15 protein-coding genes and 1 tRNA gene are annotated in these 16,545 nt (G+C 56.6%); 5 read left to right on the top strand and 11 right to left on the bottom strand.

All coding sequences use genetic code 11. From position 1 onward, the window contains the following. Positions 1 to 3: 3 nt before the first annotated feature. Complete coding sequence (gene gppA, locus IM271_RS17650) at positions 4 to 1,488, top strand: guanosine-5'-triphosphate,3'-diphosphate diphosphatase (RefSeq protein ID WP_048957430.1); 1,485 nt, start codon at positions 4 to 6, stop codon at positions 1,486 to 1,488. Between the two features lie 51 nt (positions 1,489 to 1,539). Here the strand turns inward: gppA and rep are convergent, their stop codons facing one another. After that, on the bottom strand, positions 1,540 to 3,564 hold the full coding sequence (rep, locus tag IM271_RS17645) for a DNA helicase Rep (RefSeq protein WP_028014817.1): 2,025 nt from the start codon (positions 3,562 to 3,564) through the stop codon (positions 1,540 to 1,542). A gap of 85 nt (positions 3,565 to 3,649) precedes the next feature. On the opposite strand from rep, the gene ppiC reads away from it, so the two are divergent. Continuing rightward, entirely contained in the window at positions 3,650 to 3,931 is a 282-nt protein-coding gene (gene ppiC / locus IM271_RS17640; RefSeq protein ID WP_004886861.1) for a peptidylprolyl isomerase PpiC, read from the top strand. Between the two features lie 86 nt (positions 3,932 to 4,017). On the opposite strand, the gene ilvC is transcribed toward ppiC, so the two are convergent. Beyond that, on the bottom strand, positions 4,018 to 5,493 hold the full coding sequence (gene ilvC / locus IM271_RS17635; protein ID WP_021242831.1) for a ketol-acid reductoisomerase: 1,476 nt from the start codon (positions 5,491 to 5,493) through the stop codon (positions 4,018 to 4,020). Between the two features lie 152 nt (positions 5,494 to 5,645). Between ilvC and ilvY the strand changes: the two genes are divergently transcribed. Then, positions 5,646 to 6,536, top strand: coding sequence for an HTH-type transcriptional activator IlvY (ilvY, locus tag IM271_RS17630; RefSeq protein ID WP_008501572.1), 891 nt, complete (start codon positions 5,646 to 5,648; stop codon positions 6,534 to 6,536). Here ilvY and ilvA read toward each other — a convergent pair. The 7 genes from ilvA to ilvL form a co-directional block, all read right to left on the bottom strand. Further along, positions 6,533 to 8,077, bottom strand: coding sequence for a threonine ammonia-lyase, biosynthetic (ilvA, locus tag IM271_RS17625; RefSeq protein WP_032660750.1), 1,545 nt, complete (start codon positions 8,075 to 8,077; stop codon positions 6,533 to 6,535). The genes ilvY and ilvA overlap by 4 nt on opposite strands. A 2-nt stretch (positions 8,078 to 8,079) precedes the next feature. Further along, positions 8,080 to 9,930, bottom strand: a complete 1,851-nt coding sequence (gene ilvD / locus IM271_RS17620; RefSeq protein ID WP_047362662.1) for a dihydroxy-acid dehydratase — start codon at positions 9,928 to 9,930, stop codon at positions 8,080 to 8,082. 60 nt (positions 9,931 to 9,990) lie between these two features. Beyond that, positions 9,991 to 10,920: a branched-chain-amino-acid transaminase gene (ilvE, locus tag IM271_RS17615; RefSeq protein WP_193052951.1), complete on the bottom strand. Its 930-nt coding sequence runs from the start codon at positions 10,918 to 10,920 to the stop codon at positions 9,991 to 9,993. A gap of 18 nt (positions 10,921 to 10,938) precedes the next feature. Continuing rightward, positions 10,939 to 11,202, bottom strand: coding sequence for an acetolactate synthase 2 small subunit (ilvM, locus tag IM271_RS17610; protein WP_003860184.1), 264 nt, complete (start codon positions 11,200 to 11,202; stop codon positions 10,939 to 10,941). Continuing rightward, complete coding sequence (ilvG, locus tag IM271_RS17605; protein ID WP_193052950.1) at positions 11,199 to 12,845, bottom strand: acetolactate synthase 2 catalytic subunit; 1,647 nt, start codon at positions 12,843 to 12,845, stop codon at positions 11,199 to 11,201. The genes ilvM and ilvG overlap by 4 nt, the downstream gene beginning before the upstream one ends. Positions 12,846 to 12,847: 2 nt before the next feature. After that, positions 12,848 to 12,898, bottom strand: coding sequence for a peptide IlvX (gene ilvX / locus IM271_RS17600; RefSeq protein WP_166792073.1), 51 nt, complete (start codon positions 12,896 to 12,898; stop codon positions 12,848 to 12,850). Positions 12,899 to 12,984: 86 nt separating this feature from the next. Beyond that, the gene (gene ilvL / locus IM271_RS17595) at positions 12,985 to 13,083 is read right to left on the bottom strand and encodes an ilv operon leader peptide (protein WP_001311244.1); all 99 of its coding nucleotides are present in this window, start codon (positions 13,081 to 13,083) and stop codon (positions 12,985 to 12,987) included. Positions 13,084 to 13,423: 340 nt separating this feature from the next. Between ilvL and IM271_RS17590 the strand changes: the two genes are divergently transcribed. Next, positions 13,424 to 14,944 carry a YifB family Mg chelatase-like AAA ATPase gene (locus IM271_RS17590; protein ID WP_193052949.1) on the top strand — a complete coding sequence of 507 codons (1,521 nt, stop codon included), beginning with the start codon at positions 13,424 to 13,426 and terminating at the stop codon, positions 14,942 to 14,944. 27 nt (positions 14,945 to 14,971) lie between these two features. Here IM271_RS17590 and IM271_RS17585 read toward each other — a convergent pair whose 3' ends face one another. Beyond that, a complete protein-coding gene (locus tag IM271_RS17585; protein WP_008501577.1) occupies positions 14,972 to 15,310 on the bottom strand; it encodes a DUF413 domain-containing protein in 339 nt (112 codons plus the stop codon). 118 nt (positions 15,311 to 15,428) lie between these two features. Here IM271_RS17585 and hdfR point away from each other — a divergent pair, with 118 nt between their 5' ends. Beyond that, positions 15,429 to 16,250, top strand: coding sequence for an HTH-type transcriptional regulator HdfR (gene hdfR, locus IM271_RS17580; protein ID WP_028014823.1), 822 nt, complete (start codon positions 15,429 to 15,431; stop codon positions 16,248 to 16,250). A gap of 98 nt (positions 16,251 to 16,348) precedes the next feature. Here the strand turns inward: hdfR and IM271_RS17575 are convergent. After that, a tRNA-Trp gene (locus IM271_RS17575) sits at positions 16,349 to 16,424 on the bottom strand. Between the last annotated feature and the right edge of the window lie 121 nt (positions 16,425 to 16,545).

Here is a 16,545-nt window from a genome sequence, read left to right as displayed (position 1 = left end):
ATTATGCTCAGCTCCACCTCGCTCTATGCGGCAATTGATCTCGGTTCGAATAGTTTTCATATGCTGGTTGTGCGTGAGGTGGCGGGAAGCATACAAACGCTGACGCGCATTAAGCGCAAGGTCCGCCTCGCGGCGGGTCTGAGCAGTGATAATTACCTCTCGCCTGAAGCCATGGAACGTGGCTGGCAGTGCCTGCGGCTCTTTGCTGAGCGTCTGCAGGATATCCCGCATGCTCAAATCACCGTTGTCGCCACAGCGACGCTCAGACTGGCGGTTAACGCCGTAGATTTTATTGCCAAAGCGCAGGAAATTCTGGGGTGTCCGGTTCAGGTTATCAGCGGTGAAGAAGAAGCACGCCTGATCTACCAGGGCGTTGCCCACACCACCGGGGGTGACGATCGCCGTCTGGTGGTGGATATCGGCGGTGCCAGTACCGAACTGGTAACTGGCACCGGCGCGCAGGCGACGTCGCTGTTCAGCCTGTCGATGGGCTGCGTAACCTGGCTTGAACGTTACTTTACTGACCGGAATCTGGGTAAAGAGAACTTCGACGAGGCGGAAAACGCCGCGCGCGCAGTGCTACGCCCGGTAATGGACGAACTGCGCTATCACGGCTGGAAAGTCTGCGTCGGGGCTTCGGGTACCGTGCAGGCCCTGCAGGAAATCATGATGGCGCAGGGCATGGACGAGCGGATCACGCTTGCCAAACTTCAGCAGCTTAAACAGCGTGCCATTCAGTGCGGACGTCTGGAAGAGCTGGAAATTGAAGGCCTGACGCTGGAACGTGCCCTGGTTTTCCCAAGCGGGCTGGCCATTCTAATCGCCATATTCACCGAACTAAATATCCAGTGTATGACCCTGGCCGGCGGCGCGCTGCGCGAAGGTCTGGTCTATGGAATGCTGCATCTGTCGGTGGATCAGGACATCCGCAACCGTACGCTGCGCAACGTCCAGCGTCGTTTTCTGGTTGATATCGATCAGGCTGGTCGCGTATCACAGCTGGCATCACGCTTTGCCGACCAGGTCGCTAACACCTGGGATCTTGATCATCTGAGCCGCGATTTATTGCTGAGCGCCTGTGCGCTGCACGAGGTGGGGCTCAGCATAGATTTTAAGCAGGCACCTGCTCACGCAGCGTATCTGGTGCGCAACCTGGATTTGCCGGGCTACACGCCCGCACAGAAAAAGCTGCTGGCAACGCTACTGCTGAACCAGACCAACGCCGTCGATCTCTCCTCTTTGCATCAGCAAAATGCCGTACCGCCGCGCGTGGCCGAGCATATGTGTCGCCTGCTGCGTCTGGCAATTCTGTTTGCCAGCCGCCGCCGCGATGATTTGTTACCCGCCATTAATCTGCTAGCCGATGATGAGAAGCTGACGCTGACGCTGCCGGAAAACTGGATTGAGAATCACCCGCTTGGGGCAGAGATGATCGATCAGGAGTGCCAGTGGCAGAGCTATGTGCACTGGGTGCTTGAGGTGAAGTAATACGCTGAACACTGCCGGGTGGCGGCTTCGCCTTACCCGGCCTACTCATCATTATCCCTTCTCTTTGGCTTTTGCCAGCATGGCGCGAATGTTCGCCACGTTAGCCTGCCCTTTATGCATCCGCTCTTCCGCGGTAATCACTTTGCGCTCCTGTTCCCAGATCAGATCGTCCTGCGGCAGTTCCAGCAGGAAACGGCTGGGTTCCGGGCGCACGAGTTCACCGTACTGACGGCGCTCTTTACAGAGCGTGAACGTCAGCTCCTTTTGCGCGCGGGTGATCCCCACGTAGGCCAGACGGCGTTCCTCGTCGACATTATCTTCATCAATGCTGCTCTGGTGCGGCAATAAACCTTCTTCCATACCGACCAGATACACATACGGGAACTCCAGCCCTTTTGACGCATGCAGCGTCATCAGTTGAACCTGGTCGGCCTCTTCTTCGCTCTCGCCGCGCTCCATCATGTCGCGCAGGGTAAAGCGGGTGACCACCTGCGTTAACGTCATCGGCTCATCTATCTCAGAGCCTTCCAGCATTTCGGTCATCCAGCTAAAAAGCTGGTTAACGTTTTTCATACGCATTTCTGCCGCTTTCGGGCTGGCAGAGGTTTCGTACAGCCAGGATTCGTAGTCAATGCCGTGGATCAGATCGCGTACCGCCGCCACGGGCTCGCGCTCAGCCAGGCGCTGCACTTCACCCAGCCAGTGGGTGAAGCGGGTTAAATTATCATACCCGCGCCCCGTCAGCGTCTGGCTCAGCCCCATATCAAAGCTGGCGGTAAACAGGCTCTTATTGCGGGTCATCGCCCATTCGCCCAGCTTTTGCAGCGTCGCCGGACCAATCTCGCGCTTTGGTGTATTCACGATGCGCAGAAACGCGCTGTCGTCATCCGGGTTCGTGAGCACGCGCAGATAGGCCAGCAGATCTTTAATTTCTGGCCGCGAGAAGAACGAAGTGCCGCCGGAAATTTTGTACGGAATGCGGTTCTGCATCAGCATCTTTTCAAAGACGCGCGACTGGTGATTGCCGCGATAGAGGATCGCGTAATCCTTGTATTCGGTTTTATTGACGAAGTGGTGGGCGATCAGTTCGCCCGTCACGCGCTCCGCCTCATGCTCTTCATTATTGGCGCTGAGCACCTTCAGCTCCGTACCGTAGCCAAGTTCGGAGAAGAGACGCTTTTCAAAAACGTGCGGGTTATTGGCAATCAGGATGTTTGCCGCCTTCAGGATGCGCCCGGAGGAACGGTAGTTCTGCTCCAGCTTAATCACCTGCAGCGCGGGGAAATCTTTGCTCAGAAGCACCAGGTTTTGCGGGCGTGCGCCTCGCCAGGAGTAAATTGACTGGTCATCATCGCCAACCACGGTGAAGCGCGCGCGCTGCCCCACCAGCAGCTTCACCAGCTCGTACTGGCTGGTGTTGGTGTCCTGATATTCATCCACCAGCAGGTAGCGGATTTTATTCTGCCAGCGCTCGCGCACCTCTTCATTTCGCTGTAAAAGCAGCGTCGGTAGGAGGATCAGATCGTCGAAGTCCAGCACGTTGCACGCTTTCATGTGCGCGTCGTACAGACCATAGCAGTGGGCAAAGATCCGATCCCGTTCGCCTTTGGCGATCGCCGCAGCCTGAGCTGGGGTCATCAGATCGTTTTTCCAGTTCGAGATCGTTGAGATCAGCTGCTGCAACAGCACCTTATCATCCTCGATCAGCCCCTCGGTGAGCTCTTTGAGCAACGCCACCTGGTCGGTGTCATCGAACAGCGAAAAGTTGGATTTCATCCCCAGCGCGGCGTATTCACGTTTAATGATATCCAGCCCCAGCGTGTGGAAGGTAGAGATCATCAGCCCGCGCGCCTCTTTGCGCCCCAGCGTCTGGCCAACACGCTCTTTCATCTCGCGCGCCGCTTTGTTGGTAAAGGTAACCGCCGCAATGTGGCGGGCCTGATAGCCGCAGCCGCGGATCAGGTGCGCAATCTTATTGGTGATGACGCGCGTTTTACCGGATCCTGCGCCCGCCAGCACCAGACACGGTCCGGTTACAAATTCGACGGCTTGTTGTTGTCCGGGATTTAGACGCATAAATGATCGCTCAATGAAAGTCAGGAGGGGAGAATAACAGCGTGGTAGTATAGCGAGCCTAATCCATACCACTCAAGGCACGATCATGGCAAAAACAGCAGCAGCACTGCATATTCTTGTTAAAGAAGAGAAACTGGCTCTGGATCTTCTGGAGCAGATCAAAAACGGCGCCGACTTCGGCAAGCTGGCGAAGAAGCACTCTATTTGCCCGTCAGGCAAGCGTGGCGGCGATTTAGGCGAATTCCGTCAGGGCCAGATGGTTCCGGCGTTCGATAAAGTGGTCTTCTCCTGCCCGGTGCTGGAGCCAACCGGTCCGCTGCATACTCAGTTCGGTTATCACATTATTAAAGTGCTGTATCGCAAATAAAAAAGCCGGGTGGCGGCTGCACCTTACCCGGCCTACATCTTACGTTTTTGTAGGTCGGGTAAGCGAAGCGCTACCCGACAAGGTTGTTAACCTGCTACAGCAATACGTTTCATATCAGTCATGTAGCCGCGCAGTTTGTGGCCCACTTTCTCGATCTGGTGGCTGCGAATCGCTTCGTTTACGTCGCGCAGCTGCGCGTTGTCTACCGCACCTTCCGCAATCGCTTTGCCCAGATCGCCCGTCTGCAGCGTGGTCATGAACTCTTTCAGCAGCGGTACGCAGGCGTAAGAGAACAGATAGTTACCGTATTCTGCGGTATCAGAGATAACCACGTTCATTTCGTACAGACGCTTACGGGCGATGGTGTTCGCGATCAGCGGCAGCTCGTGCAGAGATTCGTAGTACGCCGACTCTTCGATGATGCCGGAATCCACCATGGTTTCGAACGCCAGCTCAACGCCTGCTTTCACCATCGCAATCATCAGTACGCCTTTATCGAAGTACTCCTGCTCGCCGATTTTACCTTCATACTGCGGCGCGGTTTCGAACGCGGTTTTACCGGTCTCTTCGCGCCAGGTCAGCAGTTTCTTGTCGTCGTTGGCCCAGTCCGCCATCATGCCGGAAGAGAATTCGCCGGAGATGATGTCGTCCATATGTTTCTGGAACAGCGGCGCCATAATGGTTTTCAGCTGTTCAGACAACGCGTAAGCACGCAGTTTTGCCGGGTTGGACAGGCGGTCCATCATCAGCGTAATGCCGCCCTGCTTCAGCGCTTCGGTGATGGTTTCCCAGCCGAACTGAATCAGTTTTTCTGCGTATGCCGGGTCGGTACCTTCTTCCACCAGCTTGTCGAAGCAAAGCAGAGAACCCGCCTGCAGCATGCCGCACAGAATGGTCTGCTCGCCCATCAGGTCAGATTTCACTTCCGCAACGAAGGAAGATTCCAGCACGCCAGCGCGGTGACCGCCGGTCGCAGCAGCCCAGGCTTTGGCAATCGCCATGCCTTCGCCTTTCGGATCGTTTTCCGGGTGAACTGCGATAAGCGTCGGCACGCCGAAGCCACGCTTGTACTCTTCACGCACTTCCGTACCCGGGCACTTCGGCGCCACCATCACTACGGTGATGTCTTTACGGATCTGCTCGCCCACTTCAACGATGTTGAAGCCGTGGGAGTAACCCAGCGCGGCGCCGTCTTTCATCAGCGGCTGTACGGAACGCACCACGTCAGAGTGCTGCTTGTCTGGCGTCAGGTTAACGACCAGGTCCGCCTGCGGGATCAGCTCTTCATAGGTACCCACTTTGAAGCCGTTTTCAGTCGCTTTACGCCATGAAGCGCGCTTTTCGGCAATCGCTTCTTTACGCAGGGCGTAAGAGATATCCAGACCGGAGTCACGCATGTTCAGGCCCTGGTTCAGGCCCTGTGCGCCACAGCCGACGATGACCACTTTTTTACCCTGAAGGTAGCTTGCGCCATCGGCAAATTCATCGCGCGCCATGAAGCGGCATTTGCCCAGCTGCGCCAGCTGCTGGCGCAAGTTCAGTGTATTAAAGTAGTTAGCCATGGGTGATACCTCGTGATGTTGTGTGTCTTATTGTTCGGTTCGCGTTTCAGCGAGAATGTACCCACATTACAACAGGAAATTTATTGCGGAAATTGATATATTCACAACGTCACATTGCAATTTTTGCAATGTAAAAAGAGGGAGTGGAATCGGTGGATTTACGCGATCTAAAAATGTTCCTGCACCTGGCGGAAAGCCGTCACTTTGGCCGCAGCGCCCGGGCGATGCACGTCAGCCCGTCCACGCTTTCGCGCCAGATCCAGCGCCTTGAGGAAGACCTCGGCCAGCCGCTTTTCGTGCGCGATAACCGTACCGTTACCCTCACGGAAGCGGGCGAAGAGTTGCGCATTTTTGCCCAGCAGACGCTGTTACAGTACCAGCAGCTGCGGCACTCTATTGATCAGCAGGGGCCATCACTCTCCGGTGAGCTGCATATTTTTTGCTCCGTGACCGCCGCCTACAGCCATCTGCCCCCCATCCTTGACCGCTTCCGCGCGGCGCATCCGTCGGTTGAAATTAAGCTCACCACCGGCGACGCCGCCGACGCAATGGAAAAAGTGGTGACCGGCGAAGCGGATCTGGCCATTGCCGGAAAACCCGAAACCCTGCCGGGCGCGGTGGCGTTCTCGATGCTGGAGAATCTGGCGGTGGTGCTGATTGCCCCGGCGCTGCCCTGCCCGGTGCGTAATCAGGTATCGGTAGAAAAACCGGACTGGTCGACGGTGCCGTTTATCATGGCCGATCAGGGGCCGGTGCGCCGCCGCATCGAGCTGTGGTTCCGCCGTCAGAAAATCAGCAATCCTTCGATTTACGCCACCGTTAGCGGTCATGAGGCGATGGTGTCGATGGTGGCGCTTGGCTGCGGCGTGGCGCTGCTGCCGGAAGTGGTGCTGGAAAACAGCCCGGAACCGGTGCGCAATCGCGTGATGATTCTGGAGCGCAGCGACGAGAAGACGCCGTTTGAGCTAGGCGTGTGCGCACAAAAAAAGCGGCTGCATGAGCCGCTTATTGATGCGTTCTGGACGATATTGCCGAACCACTAGCCAGCCAGAAAGAACCTGAACGCCGGGTTATGGGTTTCGTCATGACATTCATAGCCCAGTTCGTTCAGGCGCGTTTCGAAATCCGGCTCGTGCTCGCCCAGCTCGAACGCCGCCAGCACGCGGCCGTAGTCGGTGCCGTGGCTACGGTAGTGGAACAGAGAGATGTTCCAGTGCGTGCCCAGCGTGTGCAGGAACTTGAGCAACGCGCCCGGTGATTCCGGAAACTCGAAGCTGAACAGGCGTTCCTGGAGCGGCTTTGAGGGACGACCGCCAACCATATAACGCACGTGCAGCTTCGCCATTTCATCGTCGGACAGATCGACCACGCTGTAGCCGCCATCGTGCAGCAGGCTGAGGATCTCTTTACGTTCCTCCACGCCCCGGCTCAGACGTACGCCGACAAAAATGCAGGCATCTTTCGCATCGGCAAAGCGGTAGTTGAACTCCGTTACCGAACGACCGCCCAGCAGCTGGCAGAACTTGAGAAAGCTGCCCTTCTCTTCCGGGATGGTCACCGCCAGCAGCGCTTCACGCTGCTCACCCAGCTCACAGCGCTCGGAAACGTAGCGCAGGCCGTGGAAGTTCACGTTCGCACCAGAGAGCACGTGCGCCAGACGTTCGCCGCGAATGTTGTGCTGGGCGATGTATTTTTTCATCCCCGCCAGCGCCAGCGCGCCGGAGGGTTCCGCTACCGCACGCACATCTTCGAACAGATCTTTCATTGCCGCGCAGATGGCGTCGCTGTCGACGGTGACGATATCGTCCAGATACTCCTGGCACAGACGGAACGTTTCATCGCCAATGCGCTTCACCGCCACGCCCTCGGCAAACAGCCCGACACGCGGCAGGTCTACCGGATGACCGGCGTCCAGCGCCGCCTTCAGGCATGCAGAGTCTTCCGCCTCAACGGCGATGACTTTGATCTGCGGCATCAGCTGTTTAATCAGCACCGCCACGCCTGCGGCCAGCCCGCCGCCGCCCACCGGGACGAAGACGCGGTCGAGATGGGCATCCTGCTGCAACAGTTCCAGCGCCAGCGTACCCTGCCCGGCAATCACCATCGGGTGGTCGAACGGCGGCACCCAGGTGAAGCCCTGCTGCTGCGCCAGCTCAATCGCTTTGGCTTTGGCTTCGTCAAAGTTCGCGCCGTGGAGCAGCACTTCTCCGCCAAAACCGCGCACCGCGTCGACTTTAATGTCTGCGGTAGCGACCGGCATCACGATCAGCGCCTTCAGCCCCAGACGGGCCGAGGAGAAGGCAACGCCCTGGGCGTGGTTGCCCGCCGACGCGGTAATGACGCCGCGCGCTTTCTGCTCATCCGTCAGCCCCGCCATCATCGCGTAGGCACCGCGCAGCTTAAAGCTGTGCACCGGCTGGCGGTCTTCGCGCTTCACCAGAATGACGTTGTCGAGGCGCGAGGAGAGTTTTTCCATTTTTTGCAGGGGCGTGACCTGCACAGCTTCATAGACCGGCGCGCGTAGCACCGCTCTCAGGTATTCCGCCCCCTCAGGGGCGGCGGATAAGGGTTGTGACTCGGCCATCATTAGCCCCCAAGTTTAGATTTATCGCGCACCGCGCCTTTATCTGCACTGGTTGCAAGGCTCGCATAGGCGCGCAGGGCGAAGGAGACTTCGCGCTGGCGATCTTTCGGCGTCCAGGCTTTGTCACCGCGGGCTTCCTGCGCTTCACGACGGGCCGCAATCTCCTGGTCGCTCAGCTTGAGCTGAATGCCGCGATTCGGAATGTCGATTTCAATCAGATCGCCATCTTCGATGATCGCGATGTTGCCGCCGCTTGCCGCTTCCGGGGAGACGTGGCCGATGGAGAGACCAGACGTGCCGCCGGAGAAACGACCGTCGGTGATCAGCGCACAGGCTTTACCGAGGCCCATCGATTTCAGGAAGGTGGTCGGGTAGAGCATCTCCTGCATGCCCGGGCCGCCTTTCGGCCCTTCGTAGCGAATGACAACCACGTCGCCTTCCACCACTTTGCCGCCGAGGATGGCATCTACCGCCTCGTCCTGGCTTTCGTACACTTTCGCCGGACCGGTGAATTTCAGGATACTGTCGTCCACGCCTGCGGTTTTCACGATGCAGCCGTTTTCTGCAAAGTTACCGTACAGCACCGCCAGACCGCCGTCTTTGCTGTAGGCGTGCTCCAGCGAGCGGATGCAGCCTTCAGCACGGTCGTCATCCAGCGTGTCCCAGCGGCAATCCTGCGAGAACGCCTGGGTGGTGCGAATACCTGCAGGGCCGGCGCGGAACATCTTTTTCACCGCGTCGTCTTTGGTCAGCATCACGTCGTACTGTTCCAGCGATTCCGGCAGCGTCAGGCCGAGGACGTTTTTGACGTCGCGGTTCAGCAGCCCGGCGCGATCCAGCTCGCCCAGGATACCGATGACGCCACCCGCACGGTGCACGTCTTCCATGTGGTACTTCTGGGTACTCGGCGCGACTTTACACAGCTGCGGAACTTTGCGGGAGAGTTTGTCGATGTCGCTCATGGTGAAGTCGATTTCGGCTTCCTGCGCGGCGGCCAGCAGGTGCAGAACGGTGTTGGTGGAGCCGCCCATAGCGATATCCAGCGTCATGGCGTTTTCGAACGCCGCTTTACTGGCGATATTGCGCGGCAGCGCGCTGGCATCGTCCTGCTCGTAGTAGCGTTTGGTCAGCTCAACGATACGTTTACCGGCGTTGAGGAACAGCTGCTTACGGTCGGCGTGGGTCGCCAGCAGCGAGCCGTTGCCCGGCTGGGAAAGGCCCAGCGCTTCGGTCAGGCAGTTCATGGAGTTGGCCGTGAACATGCCGGAACAGGAGCCGCAGGTCGGGCACGCGGAGCGTTCCACCTGATCGCTCTGTTCGTCAGAGACTTTCGGGTCTGCGCCCTGGATCATCGCATCGACCAGGTCGAGCTTGATGATTTTGTCGGAGAGCTTGGTTTTACCCGCCTCCATCGGACCGCCGGAGACGAAGATCACCGGAATGTTCAGGCGCAGGGAGGCCATCAGCATCCCCGGGGTGATTTTGTCGCAGTTGGAGATACAGACCATCGCATCGGCGCAGTGGGCGTTGACCATATACTCCACCGAGTCGGCGATCAGCTCGCGCGACGGCAGTGAATAGAGCATTCCCCCGTGGCCCATTGCGATACCATCATCCACCGCAATGGTGTTGAACTCTTTCGCCACGCCGCCGGAGGCTTCGATTTGCTCGGCAACCAGCTTACCGAGATCGCGCAGATGCACGTGGCCCGGTACAAACTGGGTGAAAGAGTTCACCACGGCGATAATTGGCTTGCCGAAATCGGCGTCGGTCATTCCGGTGGCGCGCCACAATGCGCGGGCACCCGCCATGTTACGGCCGTGGGTGGTGGTGGCTGAACGATACTTAGGCATGCTTTATTGACTCCCGTCTGACTATTTAATGGGACGGTGCGTGCCGTCCCACATTTATATTTAGTGATTAACCTGATCCAACCAGCCGTATTTATCTTCTGTTTCGCCGGTGAAGAGGCCAAAGAACGCTTGCTGAATGCGCTTGGTGACCGGGCCACAGCGGCCTTCGCCCACCTGGATACCGTCTACGCTGCGAACCGGCGTAATTTCAGCCGCGGTACCGGACATGAACACTTCGTCTGCCAGGTAGAGGGATTCGCGGGACAGCACCTGCTCGCGCACTTCGATACCCAGATCTTTCGCCAGCTTGATGATCGCGTCGCGGGTGATGCCCGGCAGCGCGGAAGAGGTGAACGGCGGGGTAAACAGAATGCCGTCTTTTACTTCAAACAGGTTTTCGCCCGCGCCTTCTGAGATGTAGCCGTTCACGTCGAGGGCGATGCCTTCCTGATAGCCGTGGCGGCGCGCTTCGCTGCCGACCAGCAGTGAGGAGAGGTAGTTACCGCCCGCTTTTGCGGCAGTCGGGATGGTGTTTGGCGCCACGCGGTTCCAGGAAGAAACCATTGCGTCGATCCCCTGATCCAGTGCTTCTGCGCCCAGGTAGGCGCCCCACGGGAACGCAGCAATGATCACATCGGTGTTGTAACCGGCCGGCGGGTTCACGCCCATGCCCACGTCACCCACGAAGACCAGCGGACGAATATAGGCGCTGGTCAGTTTGTTCTGGCGAATCACTTCGCGGCAGGCTTCCATCAGCTCATCAACGCTTTGAGAGACCGGGAAACGATAAATTTTGGCTGAGTCATGCAGACGCTGCATGTGTTCGCGATGGCGGAACACCACTGGCCCTTTGTGAGAATCGTAGCAACGGATGCCTTCAAACACGGAGGTACCGTAGTGCAGCGCGTGGGACATCACGTGAACTTTCGCGTCTTCCCAGCGAACCATCTCACCATTGAACCAAATGTAATCAGCTTTTGTTGTCGTCATTTTTTCGTCCTGTCACGCTCAAGCGCGGATTTGTTGTGATGTGGTTGTGCTCTGGCAGATGGCAACATGGGCAACGTCTACCAGCTTTGATAACTGACTAAACAGTAAGTCGACCGGCCGCGGACTGGCAACGGTTAATTCGATACTGATGTTCTGGGCGTCGGTGGCCGTTTCCATATTCATAGAGCAAATCTGAAAACCACGGTGGCGGACCACACGCAAAACACGTTCTAACGTTTCCGGGTTGAAGCGAGCCTGCACGGCGACCTGATGTTGCATCATGATAATTTCTCCAGCATTTGTGAGTTACTGGCACCGGGCGGTACCAACGGCCAGACGTTCTCAAGCTCGTCGATTGAGACATGAAGCAGGTATGGCCCTTCGCTTGACAGCATGGTGTCGAGTGCCGCTTCAACCTGGTCTTTACGGGTGATGTGCTGGCCAGGAATGCCGAAGGCGCTGGCCAGGGTGAGGAAATCGGGGTTATCGGTCAGGGTTGTTTCGCTGTAACGCTCCTGGAAGAACAGCTGCTGCCACTGGCGAACCATCCCTAAACGCTGGTTATCGAGCAACACGATCTTCAGCGGTAACTGCTTGCGCTTCACGGTGCCGAGCTCCTGAACGTTCATCATGAAGGAGCCGTCACCGGAGATACAGATCACGGTATCGTTCGGGCGAGCCACCTGTGCGCCTACGGCTGCCGGCAGGCCAAAGCCCATCGTGCCTAAGCCGCTGGAGGTGATGAAGTTCTCCGGGCGGGTGTAGGTCATGTGCTGGGCTGACCACATCTGATGCTGGCCCACATCGGTCGTCACCACGCTGTCGGCGGGTTTACGGTCGGACAACTGCTTCAACAGCAGCGGCGCATAGATGGCATCGCCTGGGTGATCGTAACGCCAGGCATGCTCAGCGCGCATGTCTGCGGTGTGCTGACGCCATGCGTTGATATCCAGCGGCTGCTCCAGCGCCGGTAACAGCGCGTTAAGATCGCCCTGCAACGCCACGTGCGCCTGACGCAGTTTGTTCATCTCCGCCGGGTCGATATCCATATGGATCACTTTGGCATTCGGCGCGAAGGTATTCAGCTTGCCGGTGACGCGGTCGTCAAAACGGGCGCCTGCGACGATAAGCAAGTCGCACTCCTGCACCGCCAGGTTTGCCGCTTTAGTGCCGTGCATTCCCAGCATGCCGAGGTAGTACGGGTAGTCCGCGTCTACCGCACCCAGACCTTTCAAGGTGCAGGTGGCGGGCATTTGCGTGGTTGCAAGGAACGCGCGAAGCGCCGGAACAGCCTGCGCCATACCTACCCCGCCGCCGACGTACAGCATCGGCTGCTTCGCCTCCGCCATCATCTGACGCGCCTCTTCAACCTCTGCATGCGGAAACGCATCGTCGCTTTTCACGGTGGAGAAATGCGGCTCCAGATCGCCAGGTGCAACCTGGATATCTTTCGGGATATCCACCAGAACCGGGCCAGGACGGCCAGAACTGGCAACCTCGAACGCTTCGGCCATCACGCGCGGCAGCTCTTCGAGGGACTGAACGAGGAAGCTGTGCTTGGTGCAGGCCAGCGATAAGCCGAGGACGTCTACTTCCTGGAAGGCATCGGTGCCGATGAACGGAGAGGCCACCTGACCGGTAATCGCCACGACAGGAACAGAATCGAGCAGCGCGTCAGCCAGGCCGGTGATCAGGTTCGTTGCACCCGGACCTGAGGTCGCCATGCACACACCGGTTTTACCGGTCGCGCGGGCATAACCAATGGCTGCCATCGCTGCGCCCTGCTCGTGCCGGCACAAGAGGTGTTCCACGCCGCCGTCATACAGTGCATCGTAAATCGGCATAATTGCGCCACCCGGATAACCGAATACGGTTTCGACTCCCTGCGCGCGCAACGCATGTACTACCCATTGTGCCCCATTCATAGTTAGTTCCCCGTCATAAATCTGGAGAAACAGAATTTTGTGCTAGTCGTCATTCTCTGCTCCTCATTTAAGTTTTTTAGTCATAAAAAAACCCCCGGACCTTTCGGTGCGGGGGTCTTAGTTCGTTAAGGCTTGATTTCTAAGCCTTTCCTCGTCCAAGTGCAGCCCCGCACGGTGGGATAATAATCACCACCACGCTAATCACGACCAGGCTAATCACTCGTAGAAGGGCTGTCATTTTCAGTTCTTTTTGCATCTTGTTCGAAGGAATACCTAAAGAGTTATCACAGTTTTTAAATCAAACACAAGATTTATTTATGAAGGATTTGGTTAGCAAGCGAACCAAATTTCATGAACGCATTGTTTTATATAAGGAAATTTGGAAGTGAATATTTTTCATTTTTTATTGCAGATCTAACCGTTAAAGCGCGCCTTTTTACATTTTGCGAGTGTGCTTCCACGGTGATGCAATGGTTTCAATGCTCCCTGAAAATCTCTGAACAGGCGGCGTAAATACGTAAAAAGACGCTAAACAGAGAAAACAGGCACTGGCATAGTCAGACCAGGAGGTAGTACAAATGTCACTGTCAGTTGTTTATACGCGAGCAGCTCTCGGGGTAAAGGCTCCGCTTATTTCCGTAGAGGTTCATTTGAGTAATGGGCTGCCCGGACTCACGCTTGTCGGGTTACCTGAAACCACGGTTAAAGAGGCCAGGGACCGCGTTCGTAGCGCAATAATAAACAGCGGTTATACCTTCCCCGCAAAGAAGATCACCATCAACCTTGCTCCCGCCGACCTGCCCAAAGAGGGTGGGCGATACGATTTACCTATCGCAATTGCGCTTCTCGCGGCTTCTGAGCAGCTTAATACGACCAGGCTAGGCTCGTATGAGTTCGTGGGTGAACTCGCGCTCACAGGCGCACTGAGAGGCGTTCCCGGTGCGATATCGGGAGCGCTGGAAGCCATACGTGCAGGGCGGCAAATCGTTGTGGCCAATGAAAACGCATCAGAAGTGAGTCTTATTGCAGAAAAGGGATGTCTCATCGCCGGGCATCTTCAGGAAGTGTGCGCCTGGCTGGAAGGCCGCCATGAACTGTCCGAGCCGGAAGAGTGCGACGAGGCTATGGCGGATGCGCCAGAAGACCTCAGCGAGATCATGGGACAGGAGCAAGGGAAACGGGCGCTGGAGATTACGGCAGCGGGTGGGCACAATCTCCTGCTGATTGGCCCGCCGGGTACGGGCAAAACCATGCTGGCGAGCAGGCTAAGCGGGTTGCTCCCGCCGCTTAATAACCATGAAGCGCTGGAAAGCGCCGCCATCTATAGCCTGATCGGTTCGACGTCGTTGCACAAACAGTGGCGTCGACGTCCCTTTCGTTCCCCGCATCATAGCGCGTCACTGACGGCAATGGTCGGCGGTGGGTCTATTCCGGGGCCGGGTGAGATCTCGCTGGCACACAATGGCATTCTGTTTCTCGATGAGCTGCCTGAGTTTGAGCGCCGCGTGCTGGATGCGCTGAGGGAGCCCATTGAATCCGGTGAGATACATATTTCACGCACGCGAGCCAAAATAAGCTATCCCGCCCGTTTTCAGCTCGTGGCGGCGATGAACCCCAGTCCGACGGGGCATTATCAGGGCAACCATAACCGCTGTACGCCAGAGCAGACGCTGCGCTATCTGGGAAAGCTGTCTGGCCCGTTTCTCGACCGTTTCGATTTATCACTGGAAATCCCCCTTCCGCCGCCGGGCCTGCTCAGGCAGAGGGATAAACTGGGTGAAAGCTCCGCGCATGTTCGCGAGCGGGTTATCGCGGCACAGGCGAGACAGTATGCCCGTCAAAACAGGCTGAATGCACGACTGGATAATGCAGGGATCCGACAGTTTTGTTCTCTTAACGTTGAAGATGCGGCTTGGCTGGAGGAGACGTTGACGCGCTTTGGGCTTTCCATACGTGCGTGGCAGCGCTTGTTAAAAGTAGCCAGAACCATTGCGGACGTGGAGGGCTGTACTGATATTGCGAGGAAACACTTGCAGGAAGCGCTGAGCTATCGGGCGATCGATCGTTTGCTTTTGCATCTGCAAAAGTTACTGGCATAAAAAAAGGGGCCGTAGCCCCTTTTTTTATTAGTCGTCAGACTCGGTGTAGTCTTCTGCACCTTCCATCTGCGGTTTACCGCCAGACAGCGTATGGAAACGTTTTGGACGCTTAATGCGAGCCATGTACTTGATCCATACACGTTCTGCTTCAGACTGCGGCTCACGCTCACCACGGCACACTGAGACAAACTGTTTTTCATCTTCAGTTGCAGGCTCACGTTTACCCAGATCCAGCTCGTTAAAGGCATAACCATGACGCTCAAGCAGCTGCGCCTCTTTGATGGTGAAATCGCCGTGACGAGAGAACCCGCGCGGATAATGTTTATTGTCGAAAAAACGATTAGTCGTCGTAAAGCTTTCCGCCATCCTACACGCTCCTAATTCTTTGGCCGAGCTATTTATGGCGCGGAGTATTAGTTACGCTTGACAGAGTGTAAAACAAAACATTTAAATCATAACGACAAATTATTTTGCGGAGAAAGATGTGGATACGGAATTGCTAAAAACTTTCCTTGAAGTGAGCAGAACGCGTCACTTCGGGCGAGCCGCTGAAGCCCTTTACCTGACGCAGTCAGCAGTCAGTTTTCGTATTCGACAGCTGGAAAATCAACTGGGTGTGAATCTTTTTACCCGCCATCGCAACAATATCCGCCTCACGCCTGCCGGTGAAAAACTGCTTCCGTATGCGGAGACATTGATGAATACCTGGCAGGCAGCGCGCAAAGAGGTTGCGCATACGTCGAGGCACAACGAGTTCTCGATAGGGGCCAGCGCATCTCTGTGGGAATGCATGCTCAGTCAGTGGCTTACCCGGCTATATCACTCCCATGGCCATTTACAATTTGAAGCCAGAATTGCGCAACGTCAGTCGCTGGTTAAGCAACTTCATGAGCGTCAGTTGGATCTGCTGATAACTACAGAAGCCCCCAAGATGGACGAATTTAGCAGCCAGATTGTTGGACAGTTCGGTCTGGCTCTTTATGCTTCTGAACCCTCAAAGATGAAAGCAGACCTGACCTATTTGCGGCTGGAGTGGGGACCTGATTTTCAGCAACATGAGACGGGATTGATCGCACCTGATGATGTTCCACAGTTAACAACCAGTTCTGCCGAGATTGCCTGTCAGCAACTCCCCTTGCTGAAGGGTTGCACCTGGTTACCAGTCCGTTGGGCAGATACCAAGCCTGGACTGCATACCGTGGTGGATTCCACTACCCTTTCGCGGCCGCTGTATGCGATTTGGTTGCAAAATAGCGACAAGCAATCGCAAATAAAAGATCTATTAAAAATCAATGTAATGGATTGAGGCTGAGGCCAGCAGGGACGCTGGCTGCATTTAAGAATGCTGAAATTTCACCGGGTTTCAGGCAAAAAAAATCCTTTGCCGAAGCAAAGGATTCTATATGGCAGGGGCGGAGAGACTCGAACTCGCGACACCCGGTTTTGGAGACCGGTGCTCTACCAACTGAGCTACGCCCCTAAAGTTTTTTGCCATTAAGCCTGCCATTACTGGCAGGCTTAACGTCTTAATAAGTGGCGGAACGGACGGGACTCGAACCCGCGACCCCCTGCGTGACAGGCAGGTATTCTAACCGACTGAA

The sequence above is a fragment of the Enterobacter cloacae complex sp. I3 genome (assembly GCF_014896175.1).
In the GTDB taxonomy this organism is placed as follows: domain Bacteria; phylum Pseudomonadota; class Gammaproteobacteria; order Enterobacterales; family Enterobacteriaceae; genus Enterobacter; species Enterobacter bugandensis.
The sequence above is the reverse complement of the archived record's forward strand: the minus strand, read 5'-3'. Positions and strand labels throughout refer to the sequence as shown.